Genomic DNA, 16,557 nt, shown 5'->3' with positions numbered 1-16,557 from the left:
GCTGCTTCGAGACCAGCCGCGCGACGACGCACTCCGACCCCACCTACGTCGAGGAAGGCGTCATCCACTACTGCGTGGCCAACATCCCCGGCGCGGTCGCCCGCACCTCCACCCTCGCCCTCACCTCGGCCACGCTGCCCTACCTCGTCAAGGTCGCCCAGCACGGCGTGACCGGCGCCGCACAGGCCGACCCCGCCCTGCACCTCGGCCTGAGCACCCTCGGCGGCAAACTCGTCAGCCGGCCCGTCGCCGACGCCCACGAGATCGCCTTCACCGACCCCGCGGAGGCGCTCGCGGCGCGGTGAGCCCGAGGAAGCCGGGTCGGGATCGGGCCCGGCCGGGGGCCCTCACGATCAACCCGGCTGATCGTGCGGCGTCAAATCGGCCGGAACCGGCACCAGTACCACCCGGACGATCAGGTCGGTTGATCGTGCGGGCGGCGAACGGGCCGATACGGCGTCCGTAGCGCCCGGACGATCAGCTCGGCCCACCAGGCCGTCGTCGCGGGGTAGCGTCCGCATCCGCACAGCCACGATGGCGGTGCTTCCCCGCCGACGAAGGAGGGCGCGTTGCTCGCCGGCCGTCTCACCTACGCCACCGGAGCCTTCGTCGTGGACGACGTGCCCGTCCCCGAACCCGGACCCGGCCAGGTACTGATCAAGGTCGAGGCCGCCGGGGTGTGCCTGTCCGACCTGCACCTCATCGAGGGCATGCTGAAGCCCGCCACGTCCACCGAGGTCGTCACCCTCGGCCACGAGGTGGCGGGCACCGTGCACGCCCTCGGGCCCGGGGTCACCGGCTGGCAGCCGGGCGCGCGGGTGCTGCTGCACGCGGGTGAGCTGAGCCCGGCCGGGGCCGTCCTGACCCGAGGGGTCGACTACGACGGGGGCTGGGCCGAGTACGCCCTCGCGTCGGTGCACACCCTGGTGCCGATCCCGGACGACCTGCCGTTCGAGCAGGCGGCCATCATCCCCGACGCCGTGTCCACCCCGTGGGCGGCGATCACGGCCACCGCCGCCGTCCGTCCCGCCGAGGCGGTCGGGGTGTGGGGAGCCGGTGGCCTCGGCGCCCACGCCGTGCAACTGCTGCGCCTTGTCGGGGCGGCTCCGATCGTCGTGGTCGACCCGCTGCCCGGGGCACGGCAGCGTGGCCTCGACCTCGGTGCAGACCTCGCCCTGAACCCTCGCGACGACACCCTGCGCGAGCAGATCCTCGCCGAGACCGGCGGCCGCGGGCTCGCCGCCGCGTTCGACTTCGCCGGCGTCGCCGACGTACGCGACCAGGCCGTCGGCTGTCTGGGCGCCGGCGGACGGCTCGTGCTGGTCGGCCTCACCGACCAACCTCTGACGATCACCAACGGCACCGCGTTCAGCTACTTCCAGCAGAAGATCTTCGGGCACTACGGGTCGGTGCCCGCGCACATCGAGCAGCTCGTCGACCTGACCCGGCGCCGCCGCCTCGACCTGCGCCGGTCCATCAGCGACGTCGTGCCTCTCGCCGACGCGGGCAAGGCCGTCGAGCGGCTCCACACCAAGGAGGGCGACCCGGTCCGCATCATTCTGCGGCCGTGATCTGGTCGCCGGTCAGGCGGCCGGCTCGACGGCGCCGCGCTGGGCGCAGAGTGTGCGGCCGTCGCGGAACCGCACGCCGTCGGCGCACCGTGCCTCCACCGCTCCCCCGGCGAACTGCTCGGTGTAGAGCTGCGCGTAGAGCCCGCCGCGGGCGAGCAGCTCGGCGTGCGTTCCACGCTCGACGATGCGCCCCGCGTCGACGACGAGGATGAGGTCCGCGCCGAGCACGGTCGAGAGCCGGTGCGCGATCGCGATGGTCGTGCGCCGGCGCGTCGCGTGCTCCAGCGCCTGCTGGACCAGCCGCTCGCTCGTGGTGTCGAGCGCGCTCGTCGCCTCGTCGAGGATCAGGATCTTCGGATCCTTGAGCAGCACACGCGCGATGGCCAGGCGCTGCTTCTCGCCGCCCGAGAGCCGGTACCCGCGCTCCCCCACGACGGTGTCGTAGCCCTCGGCGAACGACAGGATCCGGTCGTGGATGTTCGCCGCCCGCGCCGCGGCCTCGAGCTCCGCGTCGGTGGCGTCGGACTTGGCGTAGCGGAGGTTGTCGGCGATCGTCGCGTGCAGAAGGTAGGTGTCCTGGGTGACCATCCCGATCGCGTCGGCGACCGACGCCTGGGTCAGCGAGCGCACGTCGTGCCCGTCGAGCAGGACGCGTCCTTCGTCGACGTCGTACAGCCGCGGGATGAGGTAGGAGATCGTGGTCTTGCCCGAGCCGCTCGGCCCGACGATCGCCGCGAGCCGACCCGGTTCGACGACGAACGACGTCTCCTGCACCGCCCACCGGCGGGTGGCGGGTTCCGCGGGCACCATCCCGGCGACCTCGGGCTCGGGGTAGGCGAACCAGACGTCGTCGAACTCGACCCGCCCGGTGACCTCGGCGGGGTCGAGCGGGCGCGCGTCCGGGGCGTCGACGATGCGCGGCCGCAGGTCGAGGTACTCGAAGATCCGGCCGAACAGCGCGAGCGAGGTCTGCACGTCCAGCGAGACGCGCAGCAGGTTCACGGTCGGGAACAGCAGGCGCGCCTGCAGCGTCGTGAACGCGACGATCGTGCCCGCGGACAGTCCCTCGCCTGCGGCGATCAGGAACCCGGCCACGAGGTACACCAGTGCCGGAGTGACCGCGAGGAAGGTCTGCACGACCGCGAAGAACGACTGCCCCGTCATCGCCTGGCGCACCTGCAGGTCGACCTGCCGGGCGTTCTCCGCGGTGTACCGCTCGACCTCCGACGCCTGCCGGTTGAACACCTTCGCCAGCAGCACCCCCGACACCGACAGCGACTCCTCCGTGATCGCCGTCATGTCCGACAGCGACTCCTGCGTGCGTCCCGCGAGCCGGCGCCGCACCCGTCCGACCCGTACCTGCAGCAGCACGAACAGCGGCAGCAGGGCCACCGCGACCAGCGTGAGCGGCCACGACAGCAGCAGCATCGCCACCAGCGCGGCCACGACCGTCACCGTGTTGGACAGGATCGAGCCGGCCGTCTCGGACAGCACCGACTGGACGCCCCCGACGTCGTTGGCCAGCCTCGACTGGATCGCACCGGTCCGGGTCGCAGTGAAGAACGCGAGGTCCATGCGCTGGAGGTGGGCGAAGAGCCGGCTGCGCAGATCGGCCATGACCCGGTTGCCCAGCAGCGTCGTCAGATAGGTCTGCCACACGCCGATCAAGGCGCTGACGACCGGGATCGCGATCATCCCCGCGACCAGCCACGCCAGCAGCCGGAGGTCGACCCCGCCCTCGGCCGGGAACAGCGCGCGGTCGAACGCGGCCTGGGTGAGGAACGGCGTGACGATGCCCAGGCCGCTGCTCACGAGCACCGCGACCACGATCAGGACCAGGCTGCGGCGGTATGCGGTGAACAGCGCCCACACCCGGCGCCCCAGGTCGGTTCCTGCCGGACGGTCGGCCATGCCGAGACCGTAACGCCGCGTGGTGCGACACCGCCCGTTCTTCAGGCGACGCGAGCGACCGGGGACCAGTAGGAAGGAGCGGCCCGTGGAGGCCCAGGCCGCCGAACACGCCTGGAACACCTGCGACCCCGGGAAGGTATCGCTGGCCTACAGCGAGGACTCCGTCTGGCGCAACCGCGACCGCTTCCTCCAGGGCCGGGCCGAGATCGTCGCGTTCCTCACCGAGAAGTGGGAGCGCGAGCTCGACTACGCGCTGCGCAAGTCGCTGTGGACCTTCGCCGGTAACCGCATCGCGGTGCGCTTCCAGTACGAGTGCCACGACGCGGCGGGGACCTGGTACCGCAGCTACGGCAACGAGAACTGGGAGTTCGACGAGCAGGGCCTGATGGTGCGCCGCGAGGCGAGCATCAACGACCACGTCATCGACGAGTCCGAGCGGCGGATCTTCGGGACGCGCCCGGAGGCCGACCGCGGCGTCGACATCCCGCTCCGCTAGCGGTCCTAGTCGGGGACCGCCTGCACGTCCGCGACCACGACGCCGAACAGGTCCGCGATCGACGCCAGGCTCGCAGCCTGCAGAGCCGCCGCGTGGACGACCCCTCCGTCGGTGCCGGGCAGGTTCCGGGTGGCCGTCGCGCCCGCGACCACGGTCGGGGCGTAGCCCAGGCTGAACGCGCCGCGCGCAGTCGAGTTCACGCACATGTGCGTCATGAACCCGGCCAGCAGGAGTGGCCGCTCGGGATGCTGCTTGAGCAGGGAGTCGAGCGCGGTGTCCGTGAACGAGTTCGGGTAGTTCTTCACGACCGTCTGCTCACCCGCCCGTGGGGCGACCCGGTCGACGATCGCGCCGATCTCCCCGCGCACGTCGTACGGCGAGCCGGGGCCGGCGTCGTGCTGGATGTGGATCACCGGGATGCCCGCCGTGCGCGCCCTGTCGAGCAGCTCCTCGGCCTGATCGAGCGCGGGCTGGACACCGTCGAGCTCGAGCGGTCCCCGGGTGTAGGTGTTCTGGCAGTCGATCATGATCAGGGTCGAGGCGCTCAGCGCGGGTGGGTCCGCGGTCAGCCCGCTCGCGGCTCGCAAGGTGATCAGATCGGCCACTGCGGTCTCCTCGCACGACGTCGGGCAGGTTTCTCGACAGTAGCCGCGGATTCCGCGGCGACAGAGGTCGCGCGACAGGCCGACCTAACCTTCGGGATCGGGGCTCGCGAAGCCCCGGAGCGCGGACAGGGCGGGAACGAAGTAGTAGCCGCCCGTCTCGGGCGTCGTGTAGCGGGTCAGCTCGTCCCGGGGTCCGCCGAACATCGTCCCGTGCGCCGTCACGGTGCCGTAGGGCATGTTCCGGCGGAAGATCTCGCCGCGCTCGTCCTGGTCGGTGCGGGCGACGTGGGAGTTCCCGGGCCGGTCCGCGAGCTCGATCGACCGGTCCTTGGTGCGGCCCATCGCGGCCTCCTGCCCGGCCACGCCGAGTCCCACGATTCCACCTCGTGCCGCCAGCGCTGCAGCAGCAGCACGGACCCACCCGCACCGGGTGCGCCGGGCGGGACGACGGCCACGTCGGACGCGCGGGCGAGGCTCGGGTTCTCCGTTCCGTCGATGAAACCGGTCAGGTCGCGGTCGTGGCGGTAGGGCCAGCTGGAGGTCTCCGTCGCGACCGAGGCGACCGGCGCGAGCGCCGCGATGGCCTGACGCGCTTCGTCGAAGACGACGTCGTACGCCGCGCCCGCGAGCCACAGCAGCGCGTCGTGCTGGGTGGACGGCATGGTGAAACCGTCCGGGCCGGTCACCGGCTGGTTGTAGCCGTGCAGGCCGGCAGGCGCCGCGGCGCCGATGCGGTCGCGCCACAGCTCGGGTCGCACACCGACGACGAGGTTGACCCCGCCGATCGTGGTGCGCGGCTCGCGGAGGTCGGCCAGGCGGCCCAGCAGCTCACGCGGGTCCGCGCCGTCGTGCAGGTCGAACTCCAGGTAGGCGTGCGAGGCGGTGCCGAGCGCGAAGATTCCGGCCTGCGGCGTGCCCTGACTCGCGATCATGCCTGCACGCTAGCGGGGCGCGGCGGTGCGACCGTCCGTCTTGCGGGTGCCATTACCCGCGACTTACCGTTGACGCAGAGTTCGAGTGAACCCTCGGCCGTATGCCCCGGACCCGGCGTATCGCCTGCAGCACCGGCGCACGAGATCTTCCTCCTGCCCGGGTCGCTGTGTCGCCCGTCCATCTCCTCCCCATCGGCCCAGGAGCGCTCCATGACCACCGTTCCCGCTGTTTCCGGCACGCCACCCGCTCAGCCCGCGATGCCCAAGCGACAACCCGAGCCACTCACCCTCGGCGCCCGGCCGCCAGGCAACGAGGTGATGGTCAAGGTGTTCGTCGTCATCCCGTTCCTGGCACTGCTCGGTGCGCTGCCGTTCGCCTGGGGGTGGGGGCTGACCGTGGTGGACGGCGCGCTGGCCGCAGCCTTCTACCTGGTCACGCTGGCCGGCATCACGGTCGGCTACCACCGCCACTTCACGCACCGCTCATTCAAGGCCACCCGGCCGGTCCGGATCACGCTGGCCGCGTTGGGCAGCATGGCGCTGCAGGGTCCGGTAATCACCTGGGTCGCCGACCACCGCCGTCACCACGCCTTCACCGACAAGGAGGGCGACCCACACTCGCCGTGGCTGTTCGGCACCACCCCGGCCGCGGTGGCCCGCGGTTTCTGCCACGCCCACTTCGGCTGGATGCTCCGCCCCAACCGCACGAACCCGGCGCGGTTCGCCCCCGATCTGCTCGCCGACCCCGACATCGCCCGCATCAACCGGCAGTTCCCCTTCTGGACGGCCGTCAGCCTGGTCGCGCCGGCTCTTCTCGGCGGTCTGCTCAGCTGGTCGTGGTGGGGCGCGGCGACCGCGTTCTTCTGGGCCGGGCTGGTCCGCATCGGCGTTCAGCACCACGTGACCTGGTCGGTCAACTCGATCTGCCACATGGTGGGCGACCGGCCCTGGACCGACAAGGACCGCTCCACCAACTTCTGGCCCTTGGCGATCGTGTCGCTGGGCGAGTCGTGGCACAACCTGCACCACGCCGATCCCACGTGCGCCAGGCACGGTGTGGGCCGCGGTCAGATCGACATCTCGGCCCGCATCATCGCGATCCTCGAGCGCCTCGGATGGGCGTACGACATCCGCTGGCCCACACCCGGTCGGCTCGCCCGCCTGGCTGCGTCCCGCAGCCACCAGAGCTGACCGCGGACGACCGTTCACCGACTCCTCGAGCCGAGAACGAACGACGGGGAACGAAACAGCCACACCCGTCGTTGGAGGGTCAGGTCGTTCAGTTTCGGTGTTCGTGTCTTGCACGCCCGCGGGAACAGTCGGTGGTCGGGACACGTCGTCAGAAGGACGTCGCTTCCCGGAAGCCGTCAGGTCGGCCGGGCCGCGCACAGTGCGTAGGTCCAGCACCTGCAAGGAGCTTTTGTACATGGCACAGGGCACCGTGAAGTGGTTCAACGGCGAGAAGGGCTTCGGCTTCATCGCCCAGGACGGGGGCGGCGCCGACGTCTTCGTGCACTACTCCCAGATCGACGCTTCGGGCTTCCGCAACCTCGACGAGGGACAGCGCGTGGAGTTCGAGATCGGTCAGGGCCAGAAGGGCCCGCAGGCCCAGGCCGTGCGCCCCATCTGACCGAGCCTCACAGTCCGGTCCGGAACCCGTCCCCCGCTCGGGGGGCGGGTTCCTCCCGTTCCTCCCCGCTTCGGCAGGGGCAGGTCGGGTATCCCGAGGACGTACCGGCCCCCGGCTCGGAACCGGTGAGCCGGCGGCGGAACCTTCGGGAGTAATGCGTGAGCCAGGTCCACCACCACCGCGAAGCCCTGCTGACCAGGGCGTTCGTGGAGTTGGCCGACACCCTCGTCGACGACTACGACGTCATCGAGGTGCTCGACCGGCTCGTCGCGCACAGCGTGGCGCTCCTGTCCGCCGATGCCGCCGGGATCATGCTCGTCGACCCCCACGGCCGGCTTCGTGCCGTCGCCTGGTCCAGCGAGGAGTCGGGCTGGACCGAACTCATGCAGATCCAGGCCGACGAGGGCCCCTGCGTGGACTGTGTACGGACCGGTCAACCGGTCGTCGTCACCGACCTCGACGAGGCGACCGGCCGCTGGCCGCAGCTGATCGCAGCCCTGGTCGGTAAGGGCTCCTACCGCTCCGTCCATGCGCTGCCCCTACGCCTGCGCGGACAGGCCATCGGCGGGGTGAACCTGTTCCACACCCGCCCCGGCCCCCTGCCCGAAGCCGATCTCCGCCTCGGTCAGGCCCTGGCCGATGTCGCCACCATCGGGATCCTGCAGGAACGCGCCATCCGCCACGGGGAGATCGTCACCGAACAACTTCAGACCGCACTCGACAGCCGCGTCGTGATCGAGCAGGCGAAGGGCGTCCTCTCCCAGTACGGACACCTCACCATGGCGACGGCGTTCGAACGCCTGCGCCGGTACTCGCGCGGGCACAGCGTGCTCCTCGGCGAGGTCGCCCGCCGCGTCATCGCCGAGCGCGACTTCGCCCGCCAGGTCCTCAGCTCCCGGTGAGGTGACCGGGCCGTCAACGGGCCGCGGTGCCGACCGGCGCGCCCCTCATCGACTGCGGGTAGGTTGACAACACCGCTGGTCCCTGGCTGCGTTCTCAGTGCTTCTTCCGGCGCCGGATGAGGTGCGCATCATGGCCGTTCGTGGTCCTGCCCTGCCCGTCTCCGGCGCGTCCGATGACTGACCAGGGCGTGGTGACCCGCGCGCTCCTGGGCATCGTCTCCCGGCGCGGACGCGAGCACGCCCTGGCCGAGCAGATCTGCCGGGCGTGCGTCGACGGGCTGGACGTCGACGGCGCCGCTCTCTCGCTGCTGACCCGCAGTTCGGCGCGGGAGACGCTGTGGGCGACCGACCCGACGGCCGAGCTGCTGGAAGATCTGCAGTTCACCCTGAACGAGGGCGCCTGCATGGAGGCGGCAGCCACCGGGGCACAAGGCCGCGGGGATCGTGCTGGGCGATGTGCGGGGCACCCTGCGGGTGGTCGCGGCGTCGAACGACGGCGCCCAGCTGATGGAGCTGCTGCAGCTGCAGAACGACGAGGGCCCCTGCCTCGAGTGCTACCGCACCGCCACCGCCGTGTCCGTCCCGGACCTGACCGACGTCGTCGACCGGTGGCCGCGCTTCACCGCAGCGGTCGACGCGCAGAGGGTGTTCCGTTCGGTGCACGCCCTGCCGTTGCGGCTGCGGCAGGAGTCGATCGGCGCACTCAACCTGTTCAACGGCCAGCCGGGCTCGCTGTCCGAGGCCGACCTGTCCCTGGGACAGGCCCTGGCCGACGTGGCGACGATCGGGATCCTGCAGGAACGCGCGATCCGCCGTGGCGAGGTGGTGACCCAGCAGCTGCAGACCGCGCTGAACAACAGGGTGGTGATCGAGCAGGCCAAGGGGGTCCTCGCGGAGCGCGGGACGATCGCCATGGACGTCGCGTTCGACCGGCTGCGCCGTCACGCGCGCAGTACCAACCAGCTGCTCAGCCGCGTGGCCCGCCGGATCGTCGAGCGCGAGCTCGATCCGGATGCAGTACTCGAACCCTGACGGCTCCCCGTCGCCGCCCGGCACGGGCGGGTGACACCGACGATGTCGACGGCGGAGACCCGCGGACCGGAGTGGCACGGCGGGTTCGTCCACTCGGTGGAAGTCGCCGCAGCAGCCCACCTCTCCACGGGGCCGCGCCATTTAGCGTGTCCTGGGAACGAGAATGAGAGGTGAGCGAACCGGATGACCCTCTACATGGTCCAGCGGTGTCTCTTCGACCACCTGCGCCGGCTGGAGGCCGCGGGCGACGGACCGAAACCCGACATCGTGACGGAGGGGTACACCTTGACGCCCGAGGAGCGGCAGGCCGTCACCGAGCCTGACGTCGGCGCGATCTACGCGATGGGCGTGCACCCGGTGATCGTCAACGGCTTCTGCCGTGCGCTGGGGTACAAGCGTGCCGACTACCGACCGCTGCTGGAGCAATCCGGGGCCGTCCCGGCGAGGAGGAGGACCCGATGGCAGAAATCGTGATGGCCTATTCGGCGGCACACGCCCCGATGATGACGGCCGACCCCGGCTCGGCGCCGCGGCAACAGGCGGACAACTTCTTCTCGGCCCTGGAGAAGGTGCGCGACACCGCGCGGGACACCGGCGTGCAGGCCATCGTCATGATGACGGGCGAGCACTTCACGAACTTCTTCCTCGACGGCCTGCCCCAGATCGCCATTGGGCTGGACGAGGAACACCTCGGCCCACCCGAGGTGTGGCTGCAGGTGCCGAAGAAGATGGTCCCGTCGGACGCCGGCCTCGCCGCCCACATCACCGCGAAGCTGATCGAACAGGGCCAGCAGCCCGCGCTGTCGTACGGCATGAAGATCGACCACGGGTTCATGACCGTCTACTACTGGCTCGATCGCAGCATGGAACTCCCGATGGTGCCGATCGTCCTCAACTGCACCACTCCACCCCTGATGACGACACGGCAGTTCTACGACTTCGGCGTCGCCGTGGGGAACGCCATCCGCTCGTACGATGGCCTCGAGCGGGTCGGGCTGGTCGCCGGAGGCGGGCTGTCGCACTTCGTCGGGGAGCCGCGGGTCGGCGACATCGACGAGGAGTTCGACCGCTGGTTCCTCGACCTGCTGGCCAAGGGCGATCTGACCGAGATCCTCGACATGCCCAACGACGAGCTCGCCGAAGCCGGCAACGGCACCGGCGAGATCCGGGCCTGGGTCGCCCTGGCCGGCGCCATGAACGGTGCAGCGGGCCACGTCCTGGCCTACGAGCCGGTCTACGAGTGGATCAACGGTATGGGCGTCGTGCTCTACGACGGAGATCGAGCCGGTACCACGGGATGACGCGAGAGGCCCGCACCTAGCGGGCGGGAGCGGCGGGCAGGTCGGTGCCGACCGACCCGCCGCTCCGTCATCTCCGGCAGCCACCCGTACGAGCGTCACCCACTCCCCGTACACAGCCCGCACCCGCCGACCACATGTGCCAGATTCCCGCCGTATGGCGCTATCAGCAGTTTGGCGGCCGCTCACGGTCGCGGTGGTCGTGACCGGAGCCACGTTGCTGCCCCAGGGCGTTGCCGATGCCGCCGTCCCGGAAGGCGGAAACTGCGTCGGGTCCTCGTTCGGCGGCATTCTCGACCGCCTCGGCAATCCGGAGACCCTGGCCCATCCGCTTCCGGGTCGCCTGCTCGATCTGAAGAACTGGAAGCTGACTCTGCCCACCGGCAAGAAGGGCAAGCCCGAAGAGATCGAGGGACCGGATCTGTCGGCGTTCACCAACGACTTCTTCCGTCTCAACGACGCGAAGGACGGCGTCGTCTTCACGGCCAACGCCGGCGGCGTCACCACCTCGGGCAGCTCCTATCCCCGCTCGGAGCTGCGCGAGATGAACGGCACCGAGAAGGCCGCGTGGGACAGCACCGACGGCACCCACACGCTCGACGTGTGCGAAGCCATCACGAAGACCCCCGCCACCAAACCGGAGGTCGTGTCCGCCCAGATCCACGACACCGAGGACGACGTCCTGCAGATCAGGCTCGAGGGCACCACGCTGTCCGTACAGTACGACGACGGTCGGGGCGAGGCCGTCCTCGACCCGGACTACCAGCTCGGAACGCCCTTCCGCGTGACGGTCGACGTATCCGCCGAGGGCATCGCCGTCTCCTACAACGGCGAGCACAAGACCGACATCGAGAAGTCGGGAAGCGGCTGGTACTGGAAGGTCGGTGCGTACGTGCAGAGCAACCCCAGCAAGGGCGAGTCGCCGGACGCCGTCGGCGAGGTCGTCGTCTACTCCCTGGACATGAAGCAGGACGCAAACGCTCCCGGACGACCGGCCGAATCCTGATGTTCCGCACAGCTCTCCTCGGCGCGGCGCTGGTGCTCACCGTGTCCGCCGTGTCGGCGTGCGGTGAGTCGTCCGCTCCCCCGCCCGTACCGCCGTCGACGCCTGCGCCGACGCCCGCCCCTGCCGGCCCACCGCAGGTGCCCGGGCAACTGCTCGACCTCACCAACTGGAAGCTCACCCTCCCCACCGGACAGGAGGGCAAGCCCGAGGAGATCGTGCAACCGGCGCTGTCGTCGTTCACCGACGACTTCTTCCGCCTCAACGAGGCCAGGGACGGCGTCGTCTTCACGGCCAACGCCGGCGGCGTCACCACCTCGGGCAGCTCCTACCCCCGCTCCGAGCTGCGCGAGATGAACGGGCAGGAGCTGGCGAGCTGGTCGAACACCAACGGCACGCACACCCTCCGCCTCCGGGAGGCCGTCACCCTGCTCCCGGCGGTCAAACCACACGTCGTGGCCGCACAGATCCACGACGCGGACGACGACGTGATCGAGGTCCGCGTGGAGGGTCAGCGCCTGCTCGTCCAGTACAACGACGGCGACGACGACGCGACCCTCGATCCGGCGTACACCCTCGGCACGCCCTACGACCTCGAGATCGCCGCCTCCGACGGCCACATCCGGGTGTCCTACAACGGGACGCAGAAGGCCGACATCGTCACGAGCGGGTCGGGGTGGTACTTCAAGGCCGGCAGCTACGTGCAGTCCAACCTGTCACGGGGCGATGCTCCCGACGCCCAGGGCCAGGTCGTGCTCTACGCGCTGCAGGTGGAGCACACACCCTGACACAGGCTCATCCGCGGAGCATCTGGCTGATCCGCGCCGCCTGCCGGGTGAGGTGGTGACGTTCGGCGAGGTTCGGGGCCGTCCGGGCGGCGTCGGCGTACAACCGTGCCGCCGTCGCCAGGTCGCCCGCCTTCTCGTGGAGGTACGCCGAGGCGGCGGTGTGGCGGGGCAGATCGGGGTCCACCGTGGCCAGGGCCGCGAGACCGGCTGCGGGGCCGTCGGCCTCGCCGACCGCGACGGCCCGGTTGAGCGCCACGACCGGGCTCCCGGTGAGCCGGAGCAGTTCGTCGTACCAGCCGACGATCTGCACCCAGTCGGTCTCCTCGGCGCGCGGCGCGTCGGCGTGCAGTGCGGCGATCGCGGCCTGTGCCTGGAAATCCCCGAGGTTGTCGCGACCCAGCGCCTTCTGCAGGATGGCGACCCCCTCCGCGATGAGCGACGTGTCCCAGCGGGAGCGGTCCTGGTCGGCCAGGGGGACCAGGTCGCCGTCGCTGCGGATCCGCGCCGGTCGCCGGGCGTGGTGCAGCAGCATCAACGCCAGCAAGCCCGCGGTCTCCTCGTCGTCCGTGATCGACGCCAGCTGCCGGGTGAGGCGAATGGCTTCGGCCGCCAGGTCGACGTCGCCGGTGTAGCCCTCGTTGAAGACCAGGTAGAGCACCCGTCGCACCGTCGCCGGATCGCCCGGCTCCCCGAACCGCACGTCACCGACCGTGCGCTTCGCGCGGCTGATCCGCTGTGCCATCGTCGCCTCCGGCACGAGGTAGGCCTGGGCGATCTGCCGCGTGGTCAACCCGCCCACGGCGCGCAGCGTGAGGGCCACCGCGGAAGCCGGGGTCAGCGACGGGTGGGCGCACAGGAAGAACAGCTGCAACGTGTCGTCGGCGCTCTCGGTCGGGCCGGGTGGCGGCTCGACGGCGAGCCGCTCCTCCCGGTCGCGACGGGAGGCCTCGGAGCGGCGGGCGTCGAGGAACTTGCGCCAGGCCACCGTGACCAGCCAGCCCTTGGGGTCGGTGGGCTGCCCGTCCGGCCAACTCGACGCGGCCTGGACGAGTGCTTCCTGCACGGCGTCCTCGGCCGTCGCGAAGTCCACTCCGCGACGGACGAGGACGCCGATCACCGCGGGCGTCAGCTCCCGCAGCAGCAGTTCGTCCATCACCCGACCCTGCCGGTCACTCGCTGACCGTCGGCGCCGCACCCAGGAACGGGCGCAGCTCGAGCCACTCGTGGATCGGCTCGCCGCCCGCTCCGGGGGCCGCCGACAGCTCGCCGGCGAGCGCGAGTGCGCGCTCGTAGGTGTCGACGTCGATCACCATCCAGCCGGCGATCAGGTCCTTGGTCTCCGCGAAGGGCCCGTCGGTGACCGGCGGTCGGCCGTACCCGTCGTACCGGACGAACGTGCCCTCGGGCGAGAGGGCCTGGCTGTCGACGTACTCACCGGTGCTCCGGAGCCGGTCGGCGAAGTCGTTCATGTACTGCACGTGGTCGTCGATCTCCTGCGGGGTCCACTCGCCCATCGGGACGTCGTTGACGGCCTCGGGAGCGCCGCGGTAGTGCTTGAGAAGCAGGTACTTCGCCATGGTGGGTCTCCTCGGTGTGGTGCGGCCACGGTGGCTGCATCTGCCCCGGGGACGGAGCCGGCAGGCCGGTCTCGACATCCTCGCCACACATTTTTCGAGAACCTCCGACGCAGCACGCCTCAGGCCGGCGCTCACGACGCCGTCGGGACGAGGCCCTCCTCTGCCTGGAGCGCCGCCAGCGCGTGGGCCTGCGACTTCGTCGCCGGGTACAGCTCGCCGTAGATGGTGTACAGCCGGTCGTAGACGTCCCGGTACTCGGGGTTGGGCTCGACGGTCTCCGCCGGCGACGCCCACACGGTGTCGTCGTCGACGAGCCCGGCCGCGCGGGCGGCGAACAGGGCGTCGCCGTAGCAGGCGCCCATCGACTCCTCGGCCAACTCCTGCGGCAGGCCGGTGACGTCGGAGACGATCTGCGTCCACAGCCCGCCTTTCGTCCCACCGCCGACGGCGACGATGCGCTCCACCGGCACCCCCGCCTCGTCGATCGCGTCCAGGATCGACCGAGCGCTGTACGCGACGGCCTCCAGCATCGCGCGGTAGAGGTGCCCGCGGGTGTGAGCCATGGTGAGACCGATGATGACCCCGCGGGCGTCGGCGTCCCAGATCGGCGTGCGCTCCCCCGCGAAGTAGGGCAGGGCGACCAGGCCGTTGGCGCCCGGCGGAGTCGCGACCGCCTCGGCGATCAATTCCTCGAACGGCATGTCACCGGACAGCGAGCGCATCCAGTTCGTCAGCGCCCCCGAGGTCGCGGTGGGACCGATCAGGACGTACGTCCCGGGGAACACCCCGGGCACGCTGTTGAGCTTCCAACTCGGGGTCGGCTCGGTCACGACACCGGCGATGCCGAGCGTCGTGCCGTAGGTCAGCATGACGTCGCCCGGGTTCTTGACCCCCACACTCGCGGACTCGACCAGCGAGTCGACCGTTCCCGCGCACACCGGGATCCCCTCCGGCAGCCCGGTCAGCTCCGCACCCCGGGCGTTGATGCGCCCTGCCACCTCCCACGGCTCGAGGACACGAGGGAGCTTCAGGCCGGGAGCGATCTCCTCGGCCCAGTCCTCGATCCACTCGCGCTTGCGGGGGTCGAACATCGGCACGCAGAACGACGCCGAGATCGAGTCGAGCGTGTACTCGCCGGTCAGCCGCTGGACGATGAACGAGTTGGCCATCAGCAGCTGCTTGGTGCGCTGCCACACCTCGGGCTCGTTGCGCTGCAGCCACATCAGCTTGGGCCCGGTGGACTGGTGGTTGACCGTCATCAGCGAGCGCTCGACGATGGCGTCCGCGCCGTAGCGTTCGATCAGCTCCTCGATCTCCCTGCCCGCCCGGGTGTCGATCCCGTACAGGATCGCGTCCCGCAGCGGGTCGCCGTTCGCGTCGGCCGGCAGGGTCGTGGCACCGATGCCGCTCACCGACACCCCGACTACAGGCCCGTCGGCCTGCGGCAGCAGCTCCGCGGTGATCTCCGAGAAGTCCTTCCACCAGATGCCCTCGGGATCGTGCTCGACGAACCCCGGCCGCGGGAACGCGGTCTCGTGCTGGCGCTGTGCGCTCGCCAGCACGGCGCCGTCGGCGTGGGTGATGACGCCTTTCGTACTCGACGTCCCGATGTCGACCCCGAGCAGTACCTCGTTCATGCGGGTCTCCTCCCCTGGCCTTCCGGCCGTCAGTCGTCGGCGCCGTCGCGGAGCAGCAGAACGGTCCGGACGACGTGCTCGACGGCGGCGGCGAACGCGTCGCTGCGCAGCTCATCGCGGGTCGCGAGGTTCTGCGCGGCGAGCTGGACCATCTGATCGGTGCCCATCCGGCGGACCACCAGGGCGGCAATCTCGTCCAGGTCGAGGGCGGGGTGGTCCAAACGGGTCAGCGCGAACGCCATGACCAGCTCGTCCCTCGTCACATGCGCCTCCCCTGCCCTCCGCAGCATGGGCTACGGCGAAGCGGTCGGATAGTTCACCACCTGATCACTGGCGACCGAGCCGATCTTCGTCGTGCCCGTCTGCTCCAGCGGATACACCCACTTGCCGCCCTCGGTGGCCATCGTGCCGTTGGCGAGGTTGTGCCAACCCTTCGCGTCGCGGGCCTTGGTCTGCTTCAGCAACGCGTCGAGCACAGTGATCCACACGCCCCGATACGCCGGCTGGCTCACGCTCAGAGCCGGCGGCAACTGCTTGTCGAATTCGGCGCGAGCGAGTGCCTCGGCGGCGGACGGGGTCGCCGCAGGCCCGAACCGGCGCCCTGCCATCCCCCGCAGCGTGGCGAGGATCAGCCCGTAGGACAGGTCGTAGGCCCGGCGGGCGTCGTCGAGGTGCTCCTGCTCGCCCGCGCGGATCAGGTCGGACGTGTCGTTGTCGACCCGGGTGTACGGCGTGTAGGTGCGGCCCTTGTCGGTGTAGGTCCGGGTGCCGTGCCGGTGGTCGCCGGGAAGCAGGTACAGCGCCTCGTGCACGGCGTCCGGTGAGTCCTGCGGTTGGTCGACGGTGACGTAGGCCTGGCCCGGCTTCGACGACGACCGATCGATCGAGGTGGTGAGGTCGACGTTGACGAAGGCGGCGGAGTTCTTCACGCCGGTGTAGCCCGCCGCACCGGCGCTGCGGGCCTGGACGGCGTTGAGGCCGTCCGGAGGCGCCTGCCCCTTCACCACCCCTGCCCGGGCGACCATCTCGGCCACTGCCCGGTTGCCGGCCGCGTGCTGCAGATGCGCGAAGGCGTCCGGCAGCGACGTCGGCGACACGTGTGGCCGTCTCGCGCGCGCCGCTGCCGCCTCGCGGGTCTTCGGCATCCGGCTACGCATGCGCCCACGATCCCCGTG

General features: G+C 70.7%; 18 protein-coding genes and 2 pseudogenes. 11 read left to right on the top strand and 9 right to left on the bottom strand.

Going from position 1 to position 16,557, the window contains the following annotated elements:
• Positions 1 to 305: pseudogene (locus RM445_RS28745) on the top strand (alanine dehydrogenase); the annotation flags it as partial.
• 264 nt (positions 306 to 569) lie between these two features.
• Positions 570 to 1,571, top strand: a complete 1,002-nt coding sequence (locus tag RM445_RS28740) for a zinc-binding dehydrogenase (protein ID WP_311560002.1) — start codon at positions 570 to 572, stop codon at positions 1,569 to 1,571.
• Between the two features lie 12 nt (positions 1,572 to 1,583).
• On the opposite strand, the gene RM445_RS28735 is transcribed toward RM445_RS28740, so the two are convergent.
• Positions 1,584 to 3,482 (bottom strand): ABC transporter ATP-binding protein, encoded by a 1,899-nt coding sequence (locus RM445_RS28735; protein WP_311560001.1) that lies wholly within the window; start codon positions 3,480 to 3,482, stop codon positions 1,584 to 1,586.
• An 85-nt stretch (positions 3,483 to 3,567) separates the two neighbouring features.
• Between RM445_RS28735 and RM445_RS28730 the strand changes: the two genes are divergently transcribed.
• On the top strand, positions 3,568 to 3,978 hold the full coding sequence (locus tag RM445_RS28730; RefSeq protein ID WP_311560000.1) for a nuclear transport factor 2 family protein: 411 nt from the start codon (positions 3,568 to 3,570) through the stop codon (positions 3,976 to 3,978).
• Positions 3,979 to 3,983: 5 nt separating this feature from the next.
• On the opposite strand, the gene RM445_RS28725 is transcribed toward RM445_RS28730, so the two are convergent.
• The 3 genes and pseudogenes from RM445_RS28725 to RM445_RS32590 form a co-directional block, all read right to left on the bottom strand.
• Complete coding sequence (locus tag RM445_RS28725; RefSeq protein WP_311559999.1) at positions 3,984 to 4,583, bottom strand: cysteine hydrolase family protein; 600 nt, start codon at positions 4,581 to 4,583, stop codon at positions 3,984 to 3,986.
• An 84-nt stretch (positions 4,584 to 4,667) separates the two neighbouring features.
• Positions 4,668 to 4,805: a hypothetical protein gene (locus tag RM445_RS28720; protein WP_311560005.1), complete on the bottom strand. Its 138-nt coding sequence runs from the start codon at positions 4,803 to 4,805 to the stop codon at positions 4,668 to 4,670.
• A gap of 36 nt (positions 4,806 to 4,841) precedes the next feature.
• Positions 4,842 to 5,245, bottom strand: a pseudogene (locus RM445_RS32590) (Dyp-type peroxidase); the annotation flags it as partial.
• A gap of 480 nt (positions 5,246 to 5,725) precedes the next feature.
• On the opposite strand from RM445_RS32590, the gene RM445_RS28710 reads away from it, so the two are divergent.
• The 8 genes from RM445_RS28710 to RM445_RS28675 all read left to right on the top strand — a co-directional run bounded on the left by RM445_RS28710 (position 5,726) and on the right by RM445_RS28675 (position 12,168).
• Positions 5,726 to 6,706: an acyl-CoA desaturase gene (locus RM445_RS28710; RefSeq protein ID WP_397469423.1), complete on the top strand. Its 981-nt coding sequence runs from the start codon at positions 5,726 to 5,728 to the stop codon at positions 6,704 to 6,706.
• Between the two features lie 235 nt (positions 6,707 to 6,941).
• Positions 6,942 to 7,145 carry a cold-shock protein gene (locus RM445_RS28705; protein WP_311559998.1) on the top strand — a complete coding sequence of 68 codons (204 nt, stop codon included), beginning with the start codon at positions 6,942 to 6,944 and terminating at the stop codon, positions 7,143 to 7,145.
• A gap of 158 nt (positions 7,146 to 7,303) precedes the next feature.
• Positions 7,304 to 8,047 (top strand): GAF and ANTAR domain-containing protein, encoded by a 744-nt coding sequence (locus tag RM445_RS28700; RefSeq protein WP_311559997.1) that lies wholly within the window; start codon positions 7,304 to 7,306, stop codon positions 8,045 to 8,047.
• Positions 8,048 to 8,491: 444 nt separating this feature from the next.
• On the top strand, positions 8,492 to 9,079 hold the full coding sequence (locus RM445_RS28695) for a GAF and ANTAR domain-containing protein (RefSeq protein ID WP_311559996.1): 588 nt from the start codon (positions 8,492 to 8,494) through the stop codon (positions 9,077 to 9,079).
• 183 nt (positions 9,080 to 9,262) lie between these two features.
• The gene (locus tag RM445_RS28690) at positions 9,263 to 9,553 is read left to right on the top strand and encodes a hypothetical protein (RefSeq protein ID WP_311559995.1); all 291 of its coding nucleotides are present in this window, start codon (positions 9,263 to 9,265) and stop codon (positions 9,551 to 9,553) included.
• On the top strand, positions 9,538 to 10,380 hold the full coding sequence (locus RM445_RS28685) for a DODA-type extradiol aromatic ring-opening family dioxygenase (protein ID WP_311559994.1): 843 nt from the start codon (positions 9,538 to 9,540) through the stop codon (positions 10,378 to 10,380). The genes RM445_RS28690 and RM445_RS28685 overlap by 16 nt, the downstream gene beginning before the upstream one ends.
• 199 nt (positions 10,381 to 10,579) lie before the next feature.
• A complete protein-coding gene (locus tag RM445_RS28680) occupies positions 10,580 to 11,383 on the top strand; it encodes a polysaccharide lyase family 7 protein (RefSeq protein WP_311559993.1) in 804 nt (267 codons plus the stop codon).
• Complete coding sequence (locus tag RM445_RS28675) at positions 11,383 to 12,168, top strand: polysaccharide lyase family 7 protein (protein ID WP_311559992.1); 786 nt, start codon at positions 11,383 to 11,385, stop codon at positions 12,166 to 12,168. The genes RM445_RS28680 and RM445_RS28675 overlap by 1 nt, the downstream gene beginning before the upstream one ends.
• A gap of 7 nt (positions 12,169 to 12,175) precedes the next feature.
• Here RM445_RS28675 and RM445_RS28670 read toward each other — a convergent pair whose 3' ends face one another.
• The 5 genes from RM445_RS28670 to RM445_RS28650 all read right to left on the bottom strand — a co-directional run bounded on the left by RM445_RS28670 (position 12,176) and on the right by RM445_RS28650 (position 16,539).
• Positions 12,176 to 13,321 (bottom strand): RNA polymerase sigma factor, encoded by a 1,146-nt coding sequence (locus RM445_RS28670; RefSeq protein WP_311559991.1) that lies wholly within the window; start codon positions 13,319 to 13,321, stop codon positions 12,176 to 12,178.
• 16 nt (positions 13,322 to 13,337) lie between these two features.
• Positions 13,338 to 13,745 carry a YciI family protein gene (locus RM445_RS28665; RefSeq protein ID WP_311559990.1) on the bottom strand — a complete coding sequence of 136 codons (408 nt, stop codon included), beginning with the start codon at positions 13,743 to 13,745 and terminating at the stop codon, positions 13,338 to 13,340.
• Between the two features lie 131 nt (positions 13,746 to 13,876).
• Positions 13,877 to 15,382 (bottom strand): FGGY-family carbohydrate kinase, encoded by a 1,506-nt coding sequence (locus RM445_RS28660; RefSeq protein WP_311559989.1) that lies wholly within the window; start codon positions 15,380 to 15,382, stop codon positions 13,877 to 13,879.
• Between the two features lie 29 nt (positions 15,383 to 15,411).
• Entirely contained in the window at positions 15,412 to 15,645 is a 234-nt protein-coding gene (locus RM445_RS28655) for a hypothetical protein (protein ID WP_311559988.1), read from the bottom strand.
• Positions 15,646 to 15,675: 30 nt separating this feature from the next.
• Positions 15,676 to 16,539 carry a hypothetical protein gene (locus tag RM445_RS28650; RefSeq protein WP_311559987.1) on the bottom strand — a complete coding sequence of 288 codons (864 nt, stop codon included), beginning with the start codon at positions 16,537 to 16,539 and terminating at the stop codon, positions 15,676 to 15,678.
• Positions 16,540 to 16,557 lie beyond the last annotated feature (18 nt).

Origin of the sequence: Pseudonocardia charpentierae, from assembly GCF_031845345.1 — a bacterium.
GTDB lineage: Bacteria > Actinomycetota > Actinomycetes > Mycobacteriales > Pseudonocardiaceae > Pseudonocardia > Pseudonocardia charpentierae.
Note: the sequence above shows the minus strand (reverse complement) of the source record. Positions and strands in the feature narration are given on the sequence as shown.